Origin of the sequence: Nonomuraea sp. N2-4H, from assembly GCF_045291505.1 — a bacterium.
Lineage (GTDB): Bacteria > Actinomycetota > Actinomycetes > Streptosporangiales > Streptosporangiaceae > Nonomuraea > Nonomuraea fastidiosa.
Map to the genome: position 1 here is coordinate 89,510 of NZ_CP147987.1, position 23,340 is coordinate 112,849.

At 70.6% G+C, this 23,340-nt stretch carries 21 protein-coding genes; 12 read left to right on the forward strand and 9 right to left on the reverse strand.

Annotated features, from left to right (window positions below; genetic code table 11):
• Nucleotides 1-102: 102 nt before the first annotated feature.
• The 3 genes from WBK31_RS00430 to WBK31_RS00440 are packed head-to-tail and all read right to left on the reverse strand — an operon-like array spanning nt 103 to nt 3,112.
• Nucleotides 103-1,152: a prenyltransferase gene (locus tag WBK31_RS00430; RefSeq protein ID WP_406674159.1), complete on the reverse strand. Its 1,050-nt coding sequence runs from the start codon at nt 1,150-1,152 to the stop codon at nt 103-105.
• Nucleotides 1,149-1,859, reverse strand: a complete 711-nt coding sequence (locus tag WBK31_RS00435; RefSeq protein WP_364059296.1) for a methyltransferase domain-containing protein — start codon at nt 1,857-1,859, stop codon at nt 1,149-1,151. The genes WBK31_RS00430 and WBK31_RS00435 overlap by 4 nt, the downstream gene beginning before the upstream one ends.
• Nucleotides 1,859-3,112, reverse strand: a complete 1,254-nt coding sequence (locus tag WBK31_RS00440; RefSeq protein ID WP_364059293.1) for a glycosyltransferase family 4 protein — start codon at nt 3,110-3,112, stop codon at nt 1,859-1,861. Before WBK31_RS00440 ends, WBK31_RS00435 begins: the two co-directional genes overlap by 1 nt.
• A gap of 250 nt (nt 3,113-3,362) precedes the next feature.
• Here WBK31_RS00440 and WBK31_RS00445 point away from each other — a divergent pair, with 250 nt between their 5' ends.
• Nucleotides 3,363-4,388: a GDP-mannose 4,6-dehydratase gene (locus WBK31_RS00445; RefSeq protein ID WP_364059290.1), complete on the forward strand. Its 1,026-nt coding sequence runs from the start codon at nt 3,363-3,365 to the stop codon at nt 4,386-4,388.
• Nucleotides 4,389-4,596: 208 nt separating this feature from the next.
• On the opposite strand, the gene WBK31_RS00450 is transcribed toward WBK31_RS00445, so the two are convergent.
• The gene (locus WBK31_RS00450) at nt 4,597-5,430 is read right to left on the reverse strand and encodes an AraC family ligand binding domain-containing protein (protein WP_406674160.1); all 834 of its coding nucleotides are present in this window, start codon (nt 5,428-5,430) and stop codon (nt 4,597-4,599) included.
• A gap of 52 nt (nt 5,431-5,482) precedes the next feature.
• Between WBK31_RS00450 and WBK31_RS00455 the strand changes: the two genes are divergently transcribed.
• From WBK31_RS00455 to WBK31_RS00470, 4 genes are all read left to right on the forward strand, one after another.
• Nucleotides 5,483-6,061 (forward strand): helix-turn-helix domain-containing protein, encoded by a 579-nt coding sequence (locus WBK31_RS00455; protein ID WP_364059284.1) that lies wholly within the window; start codon nt 5,483-5,485, stop codon nt 6,059-6,061.
• The gene (locus WBK31_RS00460; RefSeq protein ID WP_406674161.1) at nt 6,054-6,890 is read left to right on the forward strand and encodes an SRPBCC domain-containing protein; all 837 of its coding nucleotides are present in this window, start codon (nt 6,054-6,056) and stop codon (nt 6,888-6,890) included. Before WBK31_RS00455 ends, WBK31_RS00460 begins: the two co-directional genes overlap by 8 nt.
• A gap of 212 nt (nt 6,891-7,102) precedes the next feature.
• Nucleotides 7,103-7,513, forward strand: a complete 411-nt coding sequence (locus tag WBK31_RS00465; protein WP_364059278.1) for a DUF2000 domain-containing protein — start codon at nt 7,103-7,105, stop codon at nt 7,511-7,513.
• Nucleotides 7,514-8,083: 570 nt separating this feature from the next.
• Nucleotides 8,084-8,785, forward strand: coding sequence for a DUF559 domain-containing protein (locus WBK31_RS00470; RefSeq protein WP_406674162.1), 702 nt, complete (start codon nt 8,084-8,086; stop codon nt 8,783-8,785).
• A gap of 1,077 nt (nt 8,786-9,862) precedes the next feature.
• Here the strand turns inward: WBK31_RS00470 and WBK31_RS00475 are convergent.
• Nucleotides 9,863-11,047: a cytochrome P450 gene (locus WBK31_RS00475; protein ID WP_364059272.1), complete on the reverse strand. Its 1,185-nt coding sequence runs from the start codon at nt 11,045-11,047 to the stop codon at nt 9,863-9,865.
• Nucleotides 11,048-11,502: 455 nt separating this feature from the next.
• Between WBK31_RS00475 and WBK31_RS00480 the strand changes: the two genes are divergently transcribed.
• The 7 genes from WBK31_RS00480 to WBK31_RS00510 all read left to right on the forward strand — a co-directional run bounded on the left by WBK31_RS00480 (nt 11,503) and on the right by WBK31_RS00510 (nt 19,044).
• Nucleotides 11,503-12,348, forward strand: a complete 846-nt coding sequence (locus WBK31_RS00480) for a fumarylacetoacetate hydrolase family protein (RefSeq protein WP_364059269.1) — start codon at nt 11,503-11,505, stop codon at nt 12,346-12,348.
• A complete protein-coding gene (locus WBK31_RS00485) occupies nt 12,345-13,664 on the forward strand; it encodes an enolase C-terminal domain-like protein (protein WP_406674163.1) in 1,320 nt (439 codons plus the stop codon). The genes WBK31_RS00480 and WBK31_RS00485 overlap by 4 nt, the downstream gene beginning before the upstream one ends.
• Nucleotides 13,661-14,401, forward strand: a complete 741-nt coding sequence (locus tag WBK31_RS00490; RefSeq protein ID WP_364059263.1) for an SDR family oxidoreductase — start codon at nt 13,661-13,663, stop codon at nt 14,399-14,401. The genes WBK31_RS00485 and WBK31_RS00490 overlap by 4 nt, the downstream gene beginning before the upstream one ends.
• Before the next feature lie 218 nt (nt 14,402-14,619).
• A complete protein-coding gene (locus WBK31_RS00495) occupies nt 14,620-15,642 on the forward strand; it encodes a sugar ABC transporter substrate-binding protein (protein ID WP_378785076.1) in 1,023 nt (340 codons plus the stop codon).
• Nucleotides 15,642-17,120: a sugar ABC transporter ATP-binding protein gene (locus WBK31_RS00500; protein WP_364059257.1), complete on the forward strand. Its 1,479-nt coding sequence runs from the start codon at nt 15,642-15,644 to the stop codon at nt 17,118-17,120. The genes WBK31_RS00495 and WBK31_RS00500 overlap by 1 nt, the downstream gene beginning before the upstream one ends.
• Entirely contained in the window at nt 17,117-18,106 is a 990-nt protein-coding gene (locus tag WBK31_RS00505) for an ABC transporter permease (RefSeq protein ID WP_364059254.1), read from the forward strand. The genes WBK31_RS00500 and WBK31_RS00505 overlap by 4 nt, the downstream gene beginning before the upstream one ends.
• Nucleotides 18,106-19,044, forward strand: a complete 939-nt coding sequence (locus WBK31_RS00510) for an aldo/keto reductase (protein ID WP_406674164.1) — start codon at nt 18,106-18,108, stop codon at nt 19,042-19,044. The genes WBK31_RS00505 and WBK31_RS00510 overlap by 1 nt, the downstream gene beginning before the upstream one ends.
• 204 nt (nt 19,045-19,248) lie before the next feature.
• On the opposite strand, the gene WBK31_RS00515 is transcribed toward WBK31_RS00510, so the two are convergent.
• The 4 genes from WBK31_RS00515 to WBK31_RS00530 all read right to left on the reverse strand — a co-directional run bounded on the left by WBK31_RS00515 (nt 19,249) and on the right by WBK31_RS00530 (nt 23,311).
• On the reverse strand, nt 19,249-20,196 hold the full coding sequence (locus WBK31_RS00515) for a DNA polymerase ligase N-terminal domain-containing protein (protein ID WP_364059248.1): 948 nt from the start codon (nt 20,194-20,196) through the stop codon (nt 19,249-19,251).
• Nucleotides 20,197-20,413: 217 nt separating this feature from the next.
• A complete protein-coding gene (locus WBK31_RS00520; protein ID WP_364059245.1) occupies nt 20,414-21,094 on the reverse strand; it encodes a FadR/GntR family transcriptional regulator in 681 nt (226 codons plus the stop codon).
• A gap of 25 nt (nt 21,095-21,119) precedes the next feature.
• On the reverse strand, nt 21,120-22,154 hold the full coding sequence (locus WBK31_RS00525; protein ID WP_364059242.1) for an MBL fold metallo-hydrolase: 1,035 nt from the start codon (nt 22,152-22,154) through the stop codon (nt 21,120-21,122).
• Between the two features lie 44 nt (nt 22,155-22,198).
• Nucleotides 22,199-23,311, reverse strand: a complete 1,113-nt coding sequence (locus WBK31_RS00530; RefSeq protein WP_378785073.1) for a steroid 3-ketoacyl-CoA thiolase — start codon at nt 23,309-23,311, stop codon at nt 22,199-22,201.
• Nucleotides 23,312-23,340 lie beyond the last annotated feature (29 nt).

Below are 23,340 nucleotides of genomic sequence, written 5' to 3' on the forward strand. Positions count from 1 at the left end.
TTTCCCCGGCAAAGAACCGGCAAAAGCGCTTGTGCGGCGCTGAGCGGCTCTCCGTCGCGTGCGAGGTGCGTACGACGTGCGTACGGCGGGCTCGGGCGCCGGTCAGCGGCCTTCCTCGGCCCCGCGTACGGCCGCGCACCCGCACACCTCGGGATCGGACACGGCGGTCCCGTCCACGTCGCGGAAGATCCCCGACCCGCCCGACAGCCCGAGCAGCGCGTCCGCCGCCAGCACCGCCGCCGCGGCGGTGTAGCCGGAGCGCTCGTGCGGGAAGTGCCGCTGGTTGGCGAACTGCCAGCCCGTCCAGTACGAGCCGTCCTCGTGCCGCAGGTGCTGTACGTCGGTGAAGAGGGCCTTGGCCCGCTCGGTGTCGCCCAGCGCGTCGAGCGCCAGCACCAGCTCGCACGTCTCGGCCCCGGTGACCCACGGCTGGTCGGAGACGCACCGGATGCCGAGCCCCGGCACCACGAACGTCTCCCACTCGCGCTCCAGCAGCTCGACCGCCTGACGCCCGCGTACGGCGCCGCCCAGCACCGGGTAGTACCAATCCATCGAGAAGCGGCTCTTGTCGGCGAACGCCTCCGGGTGCGCCGCCACCACGTGGGCCAGCCGCCCGGCCGCCAGCTCCCAGTGCGGCTGCGGGTCGCCCAGGAACTCGGCCAGCAGCACACCGCAGCGCAGCCCCTGGTGGATGGAGGAGCATCCGGTCAGCAGCGCGTACGAGGCGGCCCTGCCCTGCGCGTCGCGCTCCCAGACGATCTCGCCCCGCTCGGTCTGCAGCCCCGCCACGTAGTCGAGCGCGGCCTTGACCATCGGCCAGTGCTCCTCGGTGAAGCCCCGATCGCCGGTGACGAGGTGGTGGTGCCAGAGGCCGACCGCGACGTAGGCGGCGTGGTTGGTCTCGCCGCCCCGCTCGACGGGCTCGCCGCCCACCAGCTTCATCGGCCATGAGCCGTCGGTGCGCTGGTGGCGGGCCAGCCAGGCGTAGCCGCGGCGTACCGGCTCGCGCAGGCCGGCCACGGACATCGCCATCAGGCACTCGACGTGGTTCCACGCGTCGACGTGACCCTCGGGCCACGGAACGCCGCCGTCCTCCTGCTGGATCGCGGCGATGCTCTCGGCCGTCCGCACGACCTCCGCGCGGGAGATCATGGCTTCCTGATGTAGAGGACCACGCTCTTGCCGATGATCGGGTTGAGCAGGCTCTCGGCGATCCTGGTCGCGGCGGGGCGCTTCATGATGTCCCACACCAGGAGCTGGTGGTAGGCCTTGGCGAGCGGGTGGTCGTCGTTGTTCACGCCGACCGCGCACTTGATCCACCAGTACGGCGAGTGCAGGCCGTGCGCGTAATGGTGCGGCCCGATCTCGAACCCGACGGACTTCAGCTTCGCCGACAGCTCGGCCAGCGTGTAGATGCGCACGTGGCCGCCCGGCGCGGTGTGGTACGCCTCGCTCAGCGCCCAGCAGATCCGCTCGGGCAGGAAGCTCGGCACCGTCACCGCCGCCGTGCCGCCGGGACGCAGCACGCGGAAGATCTCCCGCATGGCCGTCATGTCGTCGGGGATGTGCTCGAGGACCTCGGCCGCGATCACCCGGTCGAAGCTGCCGTCCTCGAACGGCATGTCCAGCGCCGTGCCCTGGACGATCTCCCCGGTGGCGCCCTCCGGCACCTCGCCCGCCTTGTCCATGGCCGTGAACATGGCCGCGACGCTGTCCAGCTCCGACTGGTCCATGTCGAACGCCGTCACGTCGGCGCCTCTGCGCAGCGCCTCGAACGCGTGCCTGCCGCCGCCGCAGCCCAGGTCGAGCACGCGCACGCCGGGGCCCACGGGAAGGCGGGCGAAGTCCACGGTCAGCACTACTTGCCTCTCCTCTTGTGGTTCTCGATGGCCTCGTGATACGCCTCGACGGTCCGCTTGGCCACGACGTGCCAGGTGTAGCGCTCCATGACACGGTCGTAGCCCGCCTTGCCCACGCGCTCGCGCTCCTCGGGCGAGTCGTGCAGGCGGCGCAGCACCGCGGCCAGCTCTTCGGCGTCGCCCGGCCGCACCTGCACGGCCGCGTCGCCGACCACCTCGGGCAGCGCGCCCGTACGGCTGGCGACCAGCGGCGTGCCGCAGGCCATGTGCTCGACGGCCGGCAGGGAGAAGCCCTCGTACAGGGAGGGCACGACGGAGATCTCCGAGGTGGCGATCAGCTCGCCCAGCTCGTCGTCGGAGATGCCGTGCACGAAGCGCACCCTGTCCTGCAGCGACAGCTCCTGCACCAGCTGCTCTGTGGGGCCGCCGGGGGTGGGCTTGCTGACGACGGTGAGGTGCACGTCGCGTTCCGTGGCCAGCTTCGCCACCGCGCGCAGCAGCGTGGCCACGCCCTTCATGGGCGAGTCCGCGCTGGCCACCGCCACGATCGAGCCCTTGCGCCGCGGCTTTTCGGGGCGGGGGTGGAAGTAGCGGGTGTCCACGCCGAGCGGGATCAGCCGCATGTTGGCCTGGGGGACGTTGAAGTCCCGGTGGATGTCGGCCAGCGACGACTCGCTGACCGTGAGGATGGGGCTGAGCCTGGGGGCGACGCGGGCCTGCATCTTCACGAAGCCGTACCAGCGGCGCAGGCTCAGCCTCTTGGCGCCCTCGGCGGCCTCCAGCTCGATGCGGCGGTCCACGCTGATCGGATGGTGGATGGTCCCGACCACGGGGAACAGCCGCTTGATGCCGAGCAGGCCGTAACCGAGGGTCTGGTTGTCCTGGACGACGTCGAAGTCGCCGACGCGTTTCTTCAGCTCGCGGTAGGCCCGCAGGGTGAACGTCAGCGGCTCGGGGAAGCCGGCCGTCCACATCGTGCCGACTTCCAGCCAGTCGATCCAGTCGCGGTACTCGTGCAGTTTGGGAGTGCGGAACGGGTCCTCGTCGCGGTAGAGGTCGAGGCTCGGCACCTTCTGCAGGATGACGCCTTCGTCCAGCTCGGGGTACGGCTGGCCGGAGAAGACCTCGACGTGATGCCCGAGCGCGACGAGTTCCCGGCTGAGATGACGGAGATAGACACCCTGACCACCACAGGTGGGCTTGCTGCGGTAGGACAGAAGCGCGATCCGCAGCTTTGGCTCCCGCACGGACACCCCTTTCTCCGCCGGTAGGGCCCAGGATCGGGCGTGTACCGTGGCAGATGACCTTAGTCCGAAAAGGCTACCATTCGGTAGGTCGGCTGGAATTGTTCACAAACACTGTCACAGGGCGTGCGAACTGCGACATCTTCGTGACCGAGTGTGGTTCGGTGGAACGTGTTCTAGACGACTTGGTGCCTCGTAGAGGTGCTTGGCGGTACATTCCGTCCCTGAGGGATGGGGCAGGCGATCGTTGGAGGACCCCTTGGCCAGGCGCGCTCTGATCACCGGAATCACCGGCCAGGATGGTTCTTACTTGGCGGAGCATCTCCTGGAGCAGGGGTACGAGGTCTGGGGCCTGGCCCGCGGTCAGGCGAACCCGCGCGTGTCGCGGATGCGCAAGCTGCTCTCCGACGTCCAGGTGGTGCGGGGCGACCTGCTCGACCAGGGGTCGCTGATCTCGGCGGTGGAACGCGTTCAACCCGATGAGGTCTACAACCTGGGCGCGATCTCGTTCGTGCCGATGTCGTGGGAGCAGGCGGAGCTCACGGCCGAGGTGACCGGGATGGGCGTGCTGCGCATGCTGGAGGCCATCCGGGTGTGCTCGGGCGTGTCGCGGGGCGGCTCGGCCTCCGGCGGACAGATCCGCTTTTATCAGGCTTCGTCCTCCGAGATGTTCGGGCAGGTCAGCGAGACCCCGCAGAACGAGCGCACCGCCTTCCACCCGCGCTCCCCGTACGGCGTGGCCAAGGCGTACGGCCACTTCCTCACCCAGAACTACCGCGAGTCCTACGGGATGTTCGCCGTCTCCGGCATCCTGTTCAACCACGAGTCGCCGCGCCGCGGCGCCGAGTTCGTCACCAGGAAGGTCTCGCTCGGCGTGGCCAGGATCAAGCTCGGGCTGGCCAGCGAGCTGCGGCTCGGCAACCTGGAGGCGCGGCGCGACTGGGGCTTCGCCGGTGACTACGTCAAGGCCATGCACCTGATGCTGCAGGCCGATCATCCCGAGGACTACGTCATCGGCACCGGGTGTATGAAGTCGGTGCGCGAGCTCGTCGAGGCCGCCTTCAGCGCGGCCGGGCTCGACTGGGAGCAGTACGTCGTCACCGACCCGACCCTCCACAGGCCCGCCGAGGTCGACCTGCTGTGCGCCGACCCCAAGAAGGCGCGGGCGCAGCTCGGCTGGGAGCCGAAGGTGTCGTTCGACGAGCTGGTGGCGATGATGGTGGAGGCGGATCTGCGGCTGCTCAGGGACGGCGGCGACCCCCACGACGACAGCTCCTGGCCCTGACCCTGAGGTTTCCCAGCGGCTCCCCGACGCTCGCCGGCCCCTTCCCTCGCGCCTTCCGCCTCCTTCCCGGCGCTCTTCTCCGGCGTTGGCCGGCGCCTCCTAGCGTCGCCTTCGGCCGAGAGGTGCGAGGCGGCGCCCTCGATCGCGAGACGGCACGCCTGACCGCGAGGTGTCACGTCCGACCGCGACCGAGGTGCCCGGGGGACGCTCAGCGGTTGGTGGTGATGGCGGCGCGGTAGGCCCCCGGCGTCAGGCCGAAGCAGCGGGTGAACCACCGGGTCAGGTGGCTCTGGTCGGCGAAGCCCGCCAACGCGGCCGCCTGCGCGATGGGCGTGCCGGACGCGATCAGGTCGCGGGCCCTCCTGAGCCGGAGCTGACGCTGGTAGTCGCTGGGCGCGAGGCCGTAGGCGTCGTGGAAGGCGCGGTAGACCGCGTACCGGCTGGCTCCCGCCGCCCTGGCGAGGTCGTCGATGGTGAGATCGTCGGTCAGGCGGTCGTGCAGGACGCTCCTGGCGCGGGCGGCCACCGCATGGGGGCGTACGCGGGCGGTCGCGATAGGGGAGGCGGCGGCACGCCGTACGATCTGCGCGATCGTGGCGGCGAGCAGCTCGTCACGGCGCAGAGCGGTCGCGCGGCCGGTCTCGTCGAGGAGCGCGGCGTGCAGGGCGCGTAGCGCGCCCGCGAGGGCCGGATCGTCCACCACGGGTGCGGCGAAGAGGGGCAGACCCGTACGCCGTCCCGTCGCGTCCTCCAGCGCGTCCGCCACCAGCTCGGGACCGATGTGCACCATCCGGTACGTGAACCCGAGCGCGTTGGCGGCGTGCCCGTCGTGCGGGTCCTCGGGGTTGAAAGCCATGATCATCCCGGCGGCGCTCGTGTGCGCCGCACCCCGGCACGTGAACGACTGGGCTCCGTCTTCGGTGACCCCGAACGAGTAGGTCTCGTGGCTGTGCCGGTGGTAGACGTGCCGCTCGAAGTGGGCGTGCATGGCCTCCAGAGGCCGGTCGGGCGACCTCCAGTAGCGGGACCAGTCGTGCGTCACCCTTCCCATGCTATTGACAAAGCCAGTTTTTACGTAAAACATGATTTTTGCAATGAGAGACGTCCTGTACCTGGAAGAGATCGAGCAGGCCGAAGCCCTGCTCAAGCCGCAGCGCGTGGAGGTGCTGCGGCAGCTGGCCGAGCCCCGCACCTGCTCAGAGGTCGCGCAGGCGCTCGGCCAGACGCCGCAGCGGGTCTACTACCACGTCAAACGGCTGGTCGAGGCGGGGCTGGTGGACCAGGTGGCCGAGCGCAAGGTGCGCGGCGTCCACGAGGGCATCTACCAGGCCGGCGCACGGTCGTACTGGCTGTCGCCGCGCCTCGTCGGCCGCATCGGGCTGCGCAAGGTCCGCGACGAGCTGAGCCTCGGCTACCTGCTCGACCTCATGGAGGAGGTGCAGGCGGACATCGCGGCGCTCGACCGCAGCGCCCCCGAGCTCCCGTCGATCGGCCTGTCCGGCGAGATCCGCGTGCTCCCGGAGCGGCGGCAGGAGTTCCTGAACGAGCTTCAGACCACGCTGCAAGACCTTTTCACCCGCTACGGCGGCAGTGAGGGCGACGCCTTCAAGCTGGCGGTCGCCTGCTACCCCCACGCCGTACCCCAGCCAGAAGGAGAACCAGACGATGAATGAGCCGATGATTCTTCGTGCCCGCATCCCCGCCACCGCCGACCAGGTGCGCCGCGCGCTCACCGACCCCGACGCGCTGCGCGTCTGGCTGGCCGAGCACGTGGACGTCGACCTCGAGGCGGGACGTTTCGCGTTCTGGGGGCGTACGACGCCCGAGGGCGACGCGCCGCACCAGCGGCTGCTGCACGCCGACGAGCGCACGCTGGGCTTCTCCTGGCTGCTCGACGGCGAGGAGACCACCAGCGAGCTGACCTGGGAGGCCGACGGCGACCACACCGTGGTGACGCTGTCGCAGACGCACTTCAACTTCCAGGACGTCATCACCGGCAAGAGCATCAGGGGCGTGCTCCAGACGTACTGGTGCCTGGTGCTCGCCAACCTCGCCGAGTACCTCGAAGGCCGCCCGCTCACCGAGAAGACCGACTTCACCTCGGCCGAGCTGCGCACCAGCGTCGAGATCGCGGCCTCGCCCGAGCGGATCTTCGAGTCGCTGACGTCGTCGGAGGCGGTCACCAAGTGGTTCGGGTACCCCATCGAGATCGAGCCGCACGTCGGCGGGCGGTTCGCCATGGGCGGCTTCGACAACGACCCCGACCCCGCCAAGATCCTGGAGCTGGAGCCCGCCCGCAAGCTCTCCATCGGCTGGGGCGAGAACGGCGTCGGCACCTGGGAGCTGGAGGGGTCCGGCGGTAAGACGCGGCTGACGCTGGTGCAGAGCGGGTTCGACGAGTCCCGGCCGCCGTACGCGGCGTGGGGCGGGATCGTGGCGGGGCTGGCGGAGCTGCGCCGCTACCACGAGGTCCCGAACTGGCAGCCGATCCTGGCCGCGTAGGGGCGCGCTGGGGCCTGGTGCGCTGGGGCCTGGTGCGCTGGGGCCTGGTGCGCTGAGGTCTGGTGCGCTGAGGTCTGGTGCGCTGAGGTCTGGCGCGCTGGGGTCTCGCGGCGGGGCGCCCGAGTGCTCGGGCTTGGGCGCTCGGGGCCGGGCCGGCGGTGGCGCACGAGCGTTCTATACGGATGACACCCAGGCCCGGAATGCTGCCGAACATGCGTTTCGACACCAAAATCGGCATCGTCGTCCGCTCGGACCTCGCCGCCTGGCAACGCCTGAACGTCACCGCCTTCCTCGCCAGCGCCATCGCCGGCGGGGTGCCCGAGGTGATGGGGGAGGACTACGAGGACGGGTCGGGGAACCCGTACCTGCCGATGTTCCGCCAGCCCGTGGTCATCTATCAGGCGGACCTCGATGAGCTGCGCAAAGTCCGGGAGAAGGCGAAGGCGCGGGACCTGCGCGTGGCGGTCTACACCGAGGAGATGTTCAAGACGGGCAACGACGAGGACAACCGCGCCGCCGTACGGGCGTACTCGGCCGAGGACCTCAACCTGGTCGGCGTCTCCGTCTACGGCCCCAAGACCCCCGTCGACAAATCCCTCAAGGGCCTGACCCTCCACCCCTGACGGTCCAGGAGCCCCGCTCACCGAGCCCAATGAGCGGCGAAGCGACTGGGCCCAAAAGGCAAGCCGGGGTGGAAAGGACCGAGCTTGCCGCCGGGAAGGATCGGCCGGCCGACGGAGAGGGACCGGGCTTGCCGCCGGGAAGGGGCCGGGCTGGCCGACGGGGAGAGGCCAAGTTGGCCGACGGAGAGGGCCGAACAACAGGCTTGTGGATACCTCACTTCATCCACAGAACCACGCTCGGCCCCTCCGCAACCGGCCACCCTCCGCCACCCTCAACCCATGGCTCACCCCACCAAGCCCCTCAGGAGCTCAACCACCTGGCAACCGTTCGCGCACGCACCCGTTCCCGACGCCGGTACGACCGGATCCTCAAACCGCGGAACGACCACATCCTCAGGGTCCGGTACGACCGGACCCGCAGACCCCGGAACGACCACATCCTCACAGCTCGATACGACCGCGTTCGTAGGCATGGGAACGACCGTGTCCCTGACGGAACGCGCCCGTCGAATCACTTCGGCCATCCCTCAAGCCGTGGCCTGCGGTCGTACGGCCGCTCATATCTGGGGCTTGCAGGCTCTGACCACCCCCGAGTCCGAGTGGCCCGTCGAAGTGATCGCTCCCAGCTACCTGGCGGTCGCCGACTGCGTGACGTACCTGGCCCCGCTCCCGCAGGAGGACGTCACCGACCACAAGGGCGTCCGCCTCACGACCAGGGAGCGCACGGCCCTCGACTGCGCCCGCTGGCTGCCTCGCATGGAGGCGGTGGCCATCCTCGACCAGTTCGCGCGGCGGGGCGTCGACATGGAGGCGCTGTGGCATCGTCCGCTCAACTCCTGGCGCCTGCGCGACACCCTCAGCCTCGCCGACAAGGGAGCCGGTTCCCCACGGGAGAGCTGGCTGCGGGTCATCCTCGTGGACGGCGGCCTCCCCAGACCCACCACCCAGATCAAGGTGCAGTTGGGCGACGACCGCTGCGCCTATCTCGACCTGGGCTGGGAGGAGTTCAAGGTCGCCGTGGAGTACGACGGGCGCGAACACCACACTTCGCCGACCGACCAGCAACGCGACGCGGACCGCCGCGAGGAGCTGCGCCGCCAGGGCTGGCGGGTGATCGCCGTCCGCCGAGACGTCATCCCCGGCCAGATCGCCGGCCTCCTCCACCAGGTGGCCGACACCCTGATCGAGCAAGGCTGGCGACCCGGCCCCCAAGTGACCACCCGCATCCTCGCCCGCATCCGCGCCGCCCGCCGAAGATCCCGCTACCGTTGACCCCTCCCAGAGCCCTCTTTCCGGCTGACCCGGGCGGCCGGTCACCTCCTGATCGCGGACTCGCCCTGTCCACGGCCGCCTTCGGGCCGGCCCCGCGGACGGCTACCCCCTTCGCACGGGTTCCCCTGCCTGAGGCCACCTTCGCGAACACACCGCCCACCTCCGTCGTTCGCTGCGGGGGCCGGTCACGGTGAGGGGCCGATCGCCGTGCGGGTGAGGGGAGTCGGCGGCTGCTGTAAGGGCCGGTCGCTGCAGGCGGTCTGCCATGTGGCGGGTTGTTGCGCCGGCCGCTCTCGACGCGCGGGCTGTCCCTGGCGCGTGGGCTGCTCCCGGCGCTTGGGCTGCTCCCGGCGTGTGGGCTGCTCTCGGCGTGCAGGCCGTCTCGGGCATGTAGGTCGCCCCAGCGCACGGGCCTCGTGTGTGGGTCTACCGGCGGGTGGGTCGTCCTCGGGGCGTGGGCTGTCCCTGGCGCGTGGGCTGTCCTCGGCGTGTGGGTCGCTCAGCGGGTGTGCTGCCTGGTGGTGCGAGCTGCCCTTGCCGCCTGGGTTGCCCAGCGCGCCTGTCCAGCACGCGTGCGCCCGGTGTGCGAGCCGTCGCCGCTGCCTGGGGTGCCCAGTGCGCGCTGCCCAGCTCACGTGCTGGCTACCTCGCGTGCGCCCAGTGCGGGGGTGATCCGATGCGTGCACCGCCTCGGCTTGTGAGCTACTCGACGCAGGGACCGCTCAAACGCACGGACCGCAAGCACAGGCACCGCAGCGCATGGACCGCAGCGCGCGGACCGCTCAAGCACAGGCACCGCAGCACACGGACCGCAGCACATGGACCGCAGCGCATGACCGCAGCGCGTGGACCGCGCAGGCGCTTGGGCTGCCTCCGCAGACGGAGTGTCCGCTGTGGCGCCCGCGCCGCGCACCGCGCGGGCGCTCGTGCTGTCCTGAGCTTGCTCCGTTCCCCCGTGCGCTGTACGCCCGGTGCGGCGCCCGCGCCGCGTGCGGGTCGCCTGTCCGAAGGGTCGGTCAGCCGACCCGCCCGGTGCGGCGCCCGTGCCGCGTGCGGGTCGCCTGTCCGAAGGGTCGGTCAGCCGACGCTCACCGGGAGTTCTTTGATGCCGTTGATGAAGTTCGAGCGGAGGCGGCGGGCCGCGCCGGTCTGGCGGATGCGGGGGTAACGGCGGGCGAGCTGTTCGAAGAGGACGCGGAGTTCGAGCCGGGCGAGGTGGTTGCCGAGGCAGAAGTGGGCGCCGCCGCCACCGAAGCCGATGTGGGGGTTCGGGTCGCGGCCGATGTCGAAGACGTCGCCGTCGGGGAAGACGGAGGCGTCGCGGTTGGCGGAGGCGTAGAAGACGACGACCTTGTCGTTCTCCTTGATCTGTTGCCCGCCGAGCACCTGGTCGGTGGTGGAGGTGCGGCGGAAGAGGTTCACGGGCGAGACCCAGCGGACGATCTCGTCGGCGGCCGTCTTGCCCAGTGTGGGGTCGGCGATCAGCCGGTCCCACTGGCCGGGGTGCTCGAAGAAGGCGAGCATGCCGCCGGAGGCCGCGTTGCGCGTGGTCTCGTTGCCGGCCACGACAAGCAGGAGGACGAACAGGTCGAACTCGTCCTCGCCGAGGGTCTCGCCGTTCTCGTTGGGCTGGAGGAGCCGGGTGACGATGTCGTCCCTGGGGTTGGCGCGGCGCTGCGCGGCGAGCTGGTTGGCGTACGCGTACACCTCCATGGCCGCGTCCGAGCCCTCCTCCGGGCTGGGGGCGTAGTCGGGGTCCTGGGCGCCGATCATGCGGTTGGACCAGGTGAACAGCTTGTCGCGGTCGGCCACGGGAGCGCCGAGCAGCTCGCAGATCACGTACAGGGGGAGGGGCGCGGCGATCTCGGTGACGAAGTCGACCTCGCCGGACACCTTGTCGAGGAGGTCGTCGCAGATGTCGCGGATGTGCTGTTCGAGTGCGCCGATCGTACGCGGGGTGAATCCCCGGTTCACCAGGGCGCGCCGTCTGGTGTGCTCGGGCGGGTCCTGGTTGAGCATCATCAGGCGCTGCAGCGCGATCTGGTCCTCTTCGAACTCGTCGAAAAGAGCGAGCCTGCGGTGGGAGGAGAAGAGCTCGGAGTGCCGCGACACGTGCACGACGTCGTCGTAGCGGGTCACGGCCCAAAAGCCCGGCTCGCCGTCGTGCCAGTGGACCGGTGAGTTCGCGCGCAGCCAGGCGAGCTGGGCGTGAGGGGGTCCTGCGGTCGCGTAAAGGTCCCTGTCGACCAGGTCGATGTGCACGCGGGGTCACCTCGTAGGTCAAGCGCTTGGTCAAGCGATTCCTGAAACGTGTTCTATTACGTGGTTGTACGCCCGTCAAGGACGGGTGCGGGCTCTTCCCGCTGCATCCCCATTTCGTGGCCGATTTTGCGCCCAAGAGCTCGGAGGTCATCCCAAGGAATGGGCATGGATTTAAGGCTGCGGGTTTTCGGTCAGGGCCTCGGTGGTTTCTGGCTCGGGGATTATGTCGTCGATGGTGTGAAGGGTCAGAAATAGGCGGTTCAGGCGTATTTCGGCCCTCGGGTGCCTGGCCGACCCCTTCGCGTGGTGGTGGCGAAACATCGGACGACAGGTCGCGCCAGGGTCGCCGTGGAGGTGCTCGGAGCGGCCTTCCGGGGAGTGGCCCTTGACACGTTGCACATGCCCGCACGAGCATCGTGAGGCGAGACATCCGATGTATAGGCGAAGGATGCGGTGTGAAGCTGCTGCGAGTAGGACCTGTCGGCCAGGAACGACCGGTGGTCATGGACGACGCCGGCAACCTGCGTGACATTGGCGAGCCCGAGATCGACGGGGCATTTCTCGCCTCCGGTGGTGTGGCGCGGGTACGGGAGGCGCTGGAACGGGGTGACCTGCCCGTCGTCGAAGCCGAAGGGCTGAGGGTCGGAGCTCCGATCGCGCGGCCGGGAAAGATCGTGTGCATCGGGCTCAACTTCAGCGACCACGCCGCCGAATCCGGGGCCGCGGTGCCGACGGAGCCGGTGGTGTTCATGAAGGCGAGCAACACCATGGTCGGCCCGTACGACGAGGTGCTCGTGCCCCGCGGCAGCGTGAAGACCGACTGGGAGGTGGAGCTGGCCATCGTCATCGGACGTGAGGCGCGCTACCTCGGCAGCCGGGAGGAGGCGCTGGAGGTCGTCGCCGGGTACGCGATCTCCAACGACGTGTCCGAGCGGGAGTTCCAGCTTGAGCGCGGCGGCCAGTGGGACAAGGGCAAGTCGTGCGAGACGTTCAACCCGTTGGGCCCCTGGCTGGTGACGGCGGACGAGGTGGGCGACCCGCAGAACCTCGCGATGCGCCTGTGGGTGAACGGCGAGCTGCGCCAGGACGGCAACACCAAGAACATGATCTTCGATGTGGCGGAGATCGTGCGGTACCTGAGCCAGTTCATGGTGCTGGAGCCGGGCGACGTGATCAACACCGGTACGCCCGCCGGGGTCGCCATGGGCCGTCCCGACCAGCCGTACCTGCGCGCGGGCGACGTGATGGAGCTGGAGATCGAGGGCCTGGGCCGCCAGCGCCAGACGGTGGGGCAGGCATGACGGCCGCAGGGGCGTACCGGATCGTCGACATGGAGACGCACGACGTGCGTTTCCCCACCTCCCGCCACCTCGACGGCTCCGACGCCATGAACCCCGACCCCGACTACTCGGCCGCGTACGTGGTGCTCAAGACCGACGACGGCTACGAGGGCCACGGCTTCGCGTTCACCATCGGCCGCGGCAACGACGTGCAGACCACGGCGATCGGGGCGCTGCGGCCGTACGTGATCGGCAAGGACGCCGAGGACCTCGGCGCGCTCTACCACGAGATGATCAACGATTCGCAGCTGCGCTGGCTGGGCCCGGAGAAGGGCGTCATGCACATGGCGATCTCCGCCGTGGTCAACGCGCTGTGGGACCTCAAGGCGAAGCGGGCGGGCAAGCCGATCTGGCGGCTGCTCGCGGACATGTCGCCGGAGGAGATCGTCGAGCTGATCGACTTCCGCTACCTGAGCGACGCGCTGACCAAGGACGACGCCCTGGCGATCCTGCGGGCGGCCGAGAGCGGCAAGGCCGAGCGCATCGCCCGGCTGCAGGAGACCGGCTACCCGGCGTACACGACGTCGCCCGGCTGGCTCGGCTACGACGACGAGAAGCTGCGCAGGCTCTGCAAGGAGGCCCTGGAGCAGGGGTTCGGCCAGATCAAGCTCAAGGTCGGCGCGGACCTCGACGACGACCGGCGGCGGTTCAGGGTCGCCAGGGAGGTCTGCGGCGACGGCTTCCCCATCGCGATCGACGCCAACCAGCGCTGGGACGTCGGCTCGGCCATCGAATGGGTGAACGCGCTGCGCGAGTTCGACCCCCACTGGGTCGAGGAGCCGACCAGCCCCGACGACGTGCTCGGACACGCCGCCATCGCGCGGGGCATCGCGCCGATCCCGGTGGCGACCGGCGAGCACGTCCAGAACCGCATCGTGTTCAAGCAGCTGCTGCAGGCCGAGGCGCTGTCGTACCTGCAGATCGACGCCGCCCGCGTGGGCGGGCTGAACGAGAACCTCGCGATCTTGCTCCTCGCGGCCAAGTTCGGGGTGCCGGTGTGCCCGCACGCGGGCGGCGTGGGGCTGTGCGAGCTGGTGCAGCACCTGGCGATGTTCGACTACGTGGCGGTCAGCGGCACGATGGACGGCCGGGTCATCGAGTACGTCGACCACCTGCACGAGCACTTCGTCGACCCCGTGGTCATCAAGGACGGCAGGTACATGGCGCCGTCGCGGCCGGGCTTCAGCGCGGAGATGCGCCCGGAGTCGATCGCCGCCCACACCTTCCCCGGCGGCGAGGTCTGGAGGACGGACTCCCATGGAGGTGACGACGCATGAGTGACGGCCTGAAGGCGATCGTGACCGGCGGCGGCTCGGGCATCGGCCTGGCGGCGGCCTCGGCGCTGCACGTACGCGGCATGCGGGTCGCCTGCCTCGACCTCAACCCGCCGGGCGAGCCGTTCATCGGGATCAAGGCGGACGTCACGGACGACGCCGCGGTGCGGGCCGCGGTCGCCGAGGCGGCCGAGCGGCTCGGCGGTATCGACGTGCTGGTGAACAACGCCGGCATCGGCGCGCAGGGCACGATCGAGGACAACCCGGACGAGGAGTGGCATCGGGTCTTCGACGTGAACGTGGTCGGCATGGTGAGGGTGGCCCGCGCCGCGCTGCCGTACCTGCGTCAATCCAAGCACGCCGCGATCGTCAACACCTGCTCGATCGCCGCCACCGCCGGGCTGCCGCAGCGCGCGCTCTACAGCGCCACCAAGGGCGCGGTGCTGTCGCTGACGCTTGCCATGGCCGCCGACCACCTGCGCGAGGGCATCCGGGTCAACTGCGTCAACCCCGGCACCGCCGACACCCCGTGGGTGGCCAGGCTGCTGGAGGCGGCCGACGACCCCGAGGCAGAACGCGCGGCGCTCAACGCCAGGCAGCCCATGGGCCGCCTGGTCACCGCCGAGGAGGTCGCCGCGGCGATCGCCTACCTCGCGAGCCCCGAGTCCGCCTCGACCACGGGCACGGCGCTCGCGGTCGACGGCGGCATGCAGGGCCTGCGGCTACGTCCATCCACCTGACCGACGACCCCGCGATCTCGAAGACCCGCCGGCCGAGCGGCGGGAGACGTGCGAAGGCCCCGACCTGTGGCCGGCGACCCGCGAGGCCGCCGGCCGACCGGCCCTCCGCCCCGAGGGTCAGGCGACGAAAAGCCGACGGTCCTCCGCCCCGAGGGCCGGGCGACCAAGGCCGATGGCCCTCCGGCCGGAGGGCCAGGCGACTAAGGAAGGTACCCCCCATGAAGTTCGGACGGGCGGTCGCGGCAGCGGCCCTGCTGGCGGCTATGACCGCGTGCGGTTCAGGCGCCACGACGGCAGGAGGAGGCGGCGGCGGAAAGGTCGGCATCGACCACCCCCGCGCCGACTCCGACTTCTGGAACTCCTACATCAAGTACGTCCCCCAGATGGCCGAAGAGCTCAAGGTGGACCTCATGCCCGCCACGAACTCGCAGAACGACGTGGCCAAGCTGGTCAACAACGTGCAGGCGCTGATCGGCCAGGGCGCCAAGGTCATCGTCATGGCCCCGCAGGACACCGGCGCCGTCGCCAACATCCTGCAGCAGCTGGAGAACAAGAAGATCCCGGTCGTCACCGTGGACACCCGTCCCGACAAGGGCAAGGTCTACATGGTCGTACGCGCCGACAACCGCGCGTACGGCACCAAGGCCTGCGAGTTCCTCGGCGAGAAGCTCGGCGGCAAGGGCAAGGTGGTGCAGCTCCAGGGCTCGCTCGGCTCGATCAACGGCCGCGACAGGTCGGAGGCGTTTCTGGACTGCATGAAGACCAAGTTCCCTGACATCACGGTGTTCAGCGAGCCGACCGAGTGGGAGGGCACCAAGGCCGCGTCGATGCTGCAGACCCGCCTGGAGCAGAACCCCGACATCAAGGGGATCTACATGCACGCGGGTGGCGTGCACCTGGCGCCGACGCTGCAGGTGCTCAAGCAGAAGGGTCTGCTGGTCCCGCCGGACGACCCCAAGCACATCTTCGTGGTCTCCAACGACGGCATCCCGCAGGAGTTCGAGTCGATCCGCAAGGGCGAGATCGACGCGACGGTCTCGCAGCCGGCCGACCTGTACGCCAAGTACGCCCTCTACTACGCCAAGGCCGCGGCCGAGGGCAAGACGTTCCAACCCGGCCCGACCGACCACGACAGCACGATCATCCAGCTTCCGAACGGCCTGGAGGACCAGCTCCCCGCGCCGCTCGTGACGAAGGAGAACGTGGACGACAAGGCCCTCTGGGGCAACCAGGCCCAGTGATGAACGTTCACGTCGAAGCCAGGAACGTGGTCAAGCGCTTCGGCCCGACGACCGCGCTCGACGGCGCGCACATCGCGATCGCCGAGGGCGAGACGCATGCGCTGGTCGGCAGGAACGGCGCGGGCAAGTCCACGCTGGTGTCGATCCTGACCGGGCTGCAACGCCCGGACGAGGGCGAGGTGCGCTTCTCCGGCGAGCCCGCGCCGCCGCTCGGCGACCGTGACGCCTGGCGGCGGCGGGTGGCCTGCGTCTACCAGAAGTCCACGATCATCCCGGCCCTGACCGTCGCCGAGAACCTGTTCCTCAACCGCCAGTCCGACGGGCAGAAGATCAACTGGCGGGCGCTGCGGGCCAGGGCCAGGGAGCTGCTGGACACGTACGAGGTGGACGTGGACGCGCAGGCGCTGGCCGGCGACCTCAGCGTCGAGCAGCGCCAGCTCGTGGAGATCGCCCGCGCGCTGTCGTTCGGCGCCAGGTTCATCATCCTGGACGAGCCCACCGCGCGGCTCGACGGGCCGGCGATCGAGCGCCTGTTCGCGCGCATGCGCTCGCTGCGCGAGCAGGGCGTGACCATGATGTACATCTCCCACCACCTCGACGAGGTCTACGAGATCTGCCAGAGCGTCACGGTCTTCCGCGACGCCCGGCACGTCCTGACCAGCCCGGTCGCCGACCTGCCGCACGACGAGCTGGTGGCGGCGATGACCGGCGAGGCCACGACCGAGTACCAGGCCCGCGAGCACACGCCGGGCGAGCGCGTGGTGCTGGAGGGCAAGGGGCTGTCGCTGGCCGACCGCTACTCCGCCATCGACCTCGCGGTCAGGTCCGGCGAGGTCGTCGGCCTGGCCGGCTCGGCGAGCAGCGGCAAGGTCAGCCTCGCCGAGACCCTGGTCGGCCTGCGCAAGGCGGACGCCGGGACGGTCACCGTCAACGGCACCCGGGTCAAGCCCGGCGACGTGCCCGCGGCGATGCGGGCCGGGCTCGGGTTCGTGCCGCAGGACCGCCACCACGAGGGCTTCGTGCCGCTGCTGTCGGTGGGGGAGAACGCCACGTTCCCGATCGCCCGCAAGCTCGGCCGCTTCGGCGTCGTCTCGCCCGCGCGGCGGCGCGCCACGGCCGAGCGGCTGATCGCCTCCCTGGACATCAAGACGGAAGGCCCCGACCAGCCGGTGGGCGACCTGTCGGGAGGCAACGCGCAGAAGGTGGTGTTCGCGCGGGCGCTGGTGGACGACCCGGCCGTGCTGGTGGTGATCAATCCGACCGCCGGCGTCGACGTCAAGGCCAAGCAGGCCCTGCTCGGCGCCGTCGAGGACGCCGTCGAGCGCGGCGCGGGGGCCGTGGTGGTCTCCGACGAGCTCGACGACCTGCGGATCTGCGACCGGGTGCTGGTGATGTTCCACGGCAGGGTCGTCAAGGAGGTGCCGCGTGGCTGGAGTGACCACGAGCTCGTGGCCGTGATGGAAGGCATAGAAGAGTGACTGCTTTGACGGCTCCGGCCCCTCGGGTGCGGCTGGCCAAGTTCCGCGATCTGACGCTCGTCCCGGTGATCGTGCTCCTGCTGGTCGTCGGCGCGTTCCTCGACCCGACCTTCCTGACGCCGGGCAACCTGACGAACGTGCTCCAGCAGCAGGCCGCGATCTCGCTGCTGGTGCTGGCCGAGGCGATGATCCTGATCGCCGGCAAGTTCGACCTGTCGCTGGAGTCGACGGTCGGCACCGCGCCCGCGATCGCGGTGATGCTGGTCATCCCGGTGTCGGCCGGCGGGTTCGGCATCGGGCTGCCGGGGGCGCTGGCGATCCCGCTGGCGCTGCTCATCGGGGCCGCGATCGGCGCGTTCAACGGTTTCCTGATCATACGGTTCCAGCTCTCGGCGTTCATCGTCACGCTGGCCATGCTGATCATCGTGCACGGGCTGCTCCAGGGACCGACCGAGGGCAAGACGCTGTTCCAGCTCCCCGAGTCGATCCTCTACCTGGGCAGCGCCATGTGGCTGGGGCTGCCGGCCTCGATCTGGATCGCCGGCGTGCTGTTCGCGGCCGGCATCTTCGGCCTCGGCTACCTTCGGCTCGGCCGCGCGCTGTACGCGATCGGCGGCAACCTCGACGCCGCCCGCGCCGCCGGCATCAGGGTGGACCGCGTCCTGTACGGCGTGTTCATCCTGGGCGGCACGCTCGCCGCGCTGGCCGGCGTGCTGGAGACCGGCAGGCTCGGCGCCATCGGCAACAACCAGGGCGTCGGCTGGATCTTCATGGTGTTCGCCGCGGCCGTCATCGGCGGTGTCAGCATGGACGGCGGCAAGGGCACGATCCTTGGCGCGCTCACCGGCGTGCTGGTGATCGGCCTGGTGCAGAACATCCTCACGCTCATCGGCGTCTCGGGCTTCTGGCAGCCGGTCATCTACGGCTCCATCATCCTCGTCGCGCTCATGATCAGCAGAATCGCCGGAGGAAAGGCACAAGATTGATGGACCGGATCGAGCTGCCCCGCGTCGGCTTCGGCGGCGCTCCCATCGGCAACCTCTATGACGCGGTGGCCGAGGAGCAGGCGCGCGCCACCGTCGAGGCCGCCTGGGAGAGCGGCATCCGCCTGTACGACACCGCCCCCCACTACGGCCTCGGCGTGTCGGAGCGGCGGATCGGCGCGGCGCTGGCCGGCCGGTCGGGTTACCTGCTGTCGACGAAGGTCGGCCGGCTGCTGCGGCCGGCCGGCTCGCGTCCTTCGAAGGCCGGCGGGCGCGAGGAGCTGGGCTTCGCCGAGCCCGACGACCTGGAGCGGGTGTGGGACTTCTCCGCGGGCGGCGTACGCACGTCGCTGGCGGAGTCCCTCGACCGCCTCGGCCTGCCCGGCGTGGACATCGCCTTCATCCATGACCCCGACGACCACGCCGACCAGGCGATCAAGGAGGCGTACCCGGCGCTGGCCGAGCTGCGCGCCGAGGGCCGCATCCGCGCGGTCGGCGTCGGCATGAACCAGTGGCAGGTGCCGCTGCGCTTCGTCCGCGAGACCGACATCGACGTGGTCATGCTGGCCGGACGCTACACGCTGCTCGACCAGTCCGGCCTGCCGCTGCTGGAGGAGTGCGCGCGGCGGGGTGTCAAAGTGCTCGCCGCCGGGGTGTTCAACAGCGGGCTGCTGGCCACCCACGAGCCGGGCGGCACCTTCGACTACCTGCCCGCGCCCGAGCACGTGGTGGCCAAGGCCCGGCGGATCGCCGCGGTGTGCGAGCGCCACGGCGTCACGCTGCCGCAGGCGGCGATGGCGTTCCCGCTGCGGCACCCGGCGGTCGCGACGATCGTCGTGGGGGCGCGCAGCCCGCAGGAGGTGCGGGAGAACGCCGCGCTGCGGGCGCGGCCGGTGCCGGACGAGCTGTGGGAGGACCTGGCGTCGGAGGGGCTGCTGTAGTCGGCCGCTGTGGTCGGCCGCTGTGGTCGGATGCTGTAGCCGGATGCTGTGGTCGGCCGCTGTAGTTGGATGCCGTAGTCGGATGCTGTAGTTGGATGCTGTAGCCGGACGTTGCAGTTGGATGCTGTAGTCGGATGCTGGGGGAGGCGGGGGCTCCGGCTTCGTGGTCGCGCGGCTCCGGCGTCTCGGCCTGAAACTCTTCGTTCAGGAGGGGATGAACAGCCAGGATTTCGACGGGCCCGGCTCGTACGGCGAGTCGAGCCGCTTGGCCACCACCCCCGGCAGCCCCTGCTCCTTGGCGGCCTGCCGGACCGGCGCGAACTCCCCTGGCCACGACGGCGCGGTCTGCCAGTGGCCGCCGGCCAGGTCGAGCGCCTCCAGGGCGGCCCGACGCACGCTGTAGGGCTCGCCGGTCAGCGCGTGGCCGTCGTCGTACAGCAGGTCGTAGAAGACGAGCAGCTCCGCGCCGCCGAGCGTGACCAGCTCGCCGTCCAGCACGGCCGTGCGGCTGCCGAACGACTCGGCCAGCTCGCGCAGCCACGGGTGCTCGCGGGCCGCCTCGGTACGCCCGCCGTCGATCGGCACCAGCAGCCGCCGCCCGCCCCAGGCGAACTCGAAGGCGTGGTCCGCGACGTTCCTTGGCGGCCTGGCCCGTTCGGTCGGCTCCATGGGCGCGAGGTCGGGGAACGGATCGCGGACCGCCGCGCCCATCCGGTGGATCATCCAGTTGTCGCCCCTGGTCTTGAACAGCACGAACCGGCCGGAGGCCCGCTCGCCGTTCAGCACGATCTTGACCTCGTCCTCCGACCACTTCTCCGTCTCGTACGTGCCGCTGTCCCAGACGGTCATGGTGCCGCCGCCGTACTCGCCCTGGGGGATCTCGCCCTGGAAGGTGAGGTACTCCATCGGGTGGTCCTCGGTGTGCACGGCGAGGTGGTCGGTGCCGGGGTCGGCGGGCAGGCCCTTGGGCACCGCCCAGGAGACGAGCACGCCGTCGCGTTCGAGCCGCAGGTCCCAGTGCAGGGAGCGGGCATGGTGCTCCTGGATGACGAACGCGTCGCCGCCCGGGGTGGCGGATGGGGTGCCGGGGACGGGCTCAGGCGTGCGGCTGGGGTCGCGTTTGCTCCGATACTTCGTCAGTTTGCCGGGCACAAGACCGGTCCTACCCGCAGCCGAGCCCGCCGATCGTGTCTACCGCGACCTGGAGCCCGACGTGGTGCCGACTCACCCGCTCACCGACCCGTGAAGCGCCGCCTGGGAGCGCCCGGGGGCGGGGTGTCACGGGAGAGCCCGGGGTGGGCGCCGGATGGGCCTTCCCGGGCTGATCCACTGACTGGCGGGGTGATTCCTCCGATGTGTGGTCGTCCGCTCAGTCCATTTCCAGGGCCCGGCGCAGCCACGCCTCGACGCCCGCGATGTGCACGGTCGCCCATGAACGCGCCACGTCGGCCTGGCGGGCGGCGATGGCCTCGTAGATCGCCGTGTGCTGCTCGCGCGTCTTCTCCATCGCCCCCTCCTGGGTGAGCCCGCGCCAGATCCTGGCCCGGGTGGTCGGCCCCGACAGGCTCTCGATGAACGAGCACAGCACGCTGTTGCCCGAGCCCTGCGCGATGCGGTGGTGGAACTCCAGGTCGTTGGCCACCAGCTCCTCGACCGTCGGCTCATCGGGCAGCTTTTCGAGGATCACCCGCAGTTCCTCGATGTCGGCGTCGGTCATCTGCTCGGTGGCCATCGCGGTGGCGGCAGGCTCGAGGATGCGACGTACCTCGAAGAACTGCAGCACGGTGTCGTCGCGGTGCAGGTCGAGCACGAACGACATGGTGTCGAGCAGCAGCCGGGGCTCCAGGCTGGTGACGTACGTGCCGTCACCTTGGCGCACGTCGAGCACGTTGATCAGCGACAGCGCGCGCACGGCCTCGCGCAGCGAGTTGCGCGACAGGCCGAGCCGCTCGGCGAGGTCGGCCTCCTTGGGCAGGCGGTCGCCGGGCGCCAGCTCGCCCGAGACGATCATTTGCTTGATCTTGTCGATGGCCGCGTCGGTGACCGCCACACTCTTCTCCCTAGACATCGGATGTCTAGGAGTTTAGAGCCTGGAAGCGGACCGGATCGACCCCTGCGTGCCGGCGCACCTGGCCGCGCGCCTCCAGCGTACGCAGGTGGGCGGCGGCCTCCCCGGCCGCCATGCCTCGCAAGGCCGGGGGCAGCTCGCCCCACGGCCGGTTCCACGTCATCATCGCGGCGACCTCCCAGATGGTCAGCGGCTGCGCCTGCCGGGCGAGCAGGTCGCGCAGCCGTTCCAGTTTCTCCTCGTGATGGTGGCGGATCTCGGCGGCGCGCGCCGCAACATCCGGAAATATCCACTCATGAGCGGGGAGCGCGTCGAGGGGACCGCACGACGCGGAGAGGTCGGCGACGCGATCGAGCGAGTCCAGGAAGTCGCTCAGGGGATCGACGTCGTCGCGATCGTAGGGGTAGATGCCCACATGCGGGGTGATGTCGGGCAGGACGTGGTCGCCGGTGAACAGCCGGTCCGCGTCCTCCAGATGCAGGCAGATGTGGCCGGGCGTGTGACCCGGCGTGTGCACGGCCCGCAGCTCGCGACCCGGCAGGTCCACCAGGTCGCCGTCGCGCAGCTCGCGGTCGGGCATGGCAGGTGGCACGGGCCTGGTGCCCATGACCTGCCTGGCCTCGCTCGGGTCGGCCCCGGCGCGGCGCAGCATGTCGCTCTGGAAGTCGTCCTGCTCGCTCGCGGCGTACTCGGTCATGAGCCTGACCAGCGCCGCGTCGTCCTCGTGCATGGCGATCCAGCAAGCGGACGCCTCGCGGACCTGCCCGGCGAGGCCGGCGTGGTCGGGATGGAAATGGGTGACGACCACCCCGCTCACCGTCGTGACGTCGAGGCCCAGCACGGCCAGGCCGCCGGAGAGGGCGTCCCAGGCGTCGGGGTGGTTCCACCCGGCGTCGATCAGCAGGGGGCCTCTGGGGGACTCGACGGCGTACACGAGCGTGTAGCCGAGCGGGTTGCCGGGGATCGGCACCGGCACGCTCCACACCCCGCCGCCGAGGTCCTGCGGACGCTGCTCCGCGTACGGTCTGCGCCTGGTCTTCATGTGCCCCCGATTCGTGGTGCTCCGTGGTGCCTTGTGGTGGGCGGTCAGCCGATGCGTTCCAGGATGGTCGCGGTGGCCAGCGCGCCGCCCGCGCACATCGAGACGAGCGCGGTGCCGAGGTCCGCGCGCTCCAGCTCGTGCAGCGCCGTGGTGATCAGGCGGGCGCCGGTCGCGCCCACCGGATGGCCGAGCGCGATCGCGCCGCCGTTGACGTTGACCCGGTCGAAGTCGGGCTCGTGCACGCTCGCCCAGGACAGGACGACCGACGCGAACGCCTCGTTCACCTCGAACCTGTCGATGTCGCCGATCGTCATCCCCGCCGTCGCGAGCGCCTTCGCCGTCGCCGCCACCGGCCCGTCGAGGTGGTAGTACGGCTCCGCGCCGACCAGCGCCTGGGCCAGGATGCGCGCCCGGGGACGCAGGCCGTGCCGCCGCGCCGCCTCCTCGCTCATCACCAGCACGGCCGCCGCGCCGTCGGAGATCTGCGACGAGGTGCCGGCGGTGTGCAGCCCGCCCTCCACCACCGGCTTCAGCCCGGCCAGGCCCTCGACGGTGGTCTCGCGCAGGCCCTGATCCTTGCGTACGTCGCCGACCGGCACGATCTCCCGCTCGAACCGCCCGTCGGCCCACGCCTTGGCGGCGAGCCGCTGCGAGCGGGCCCCGAACCAGTCGAGCCGCTCGCGCGTCAGCCCGCGCCGCCGCGCGATGCGCTCGGCCGCCGTGAACTGGTCGGGCAGGTCGATGCTCCAGTCGTCGGGACGCGGCTCGGCGGGCCGCACGTTGCTGCCCAGCGGCGCCCGGCTCATGACCTCGACGCCGCAGCCCACGCCGGCCTCGATCACGCCCGCCGCGATCAGCGCCGCCGCGAGGTGCACCGCCTGCTGCGACGAGCCGCACTGGGCGTCGACCGTGGTGACGCCGGTCTCGTGGGGCAGGCCGGCGTAGAGCCAGGCGTATCTGCCGACGTGGCCGCCCTGCTCGCCCGCCTGCGTCACGCAGCCGGTGAACACCTGCCCGACGATCGCGGGGTCGATGCCCGCGCGGTCGATCAGCCCGTTCAGCGCCGTGGCCAGAACCTGTTGCGGTTTCAGGTGCGCCAGCCAGGCCCGCTTGCCGATGGGGGTGCGTACGGCCTCGACGATCACGGGTGTGCCCATAGCCGCCTCCAGAAGGATGCTCTGGCGCG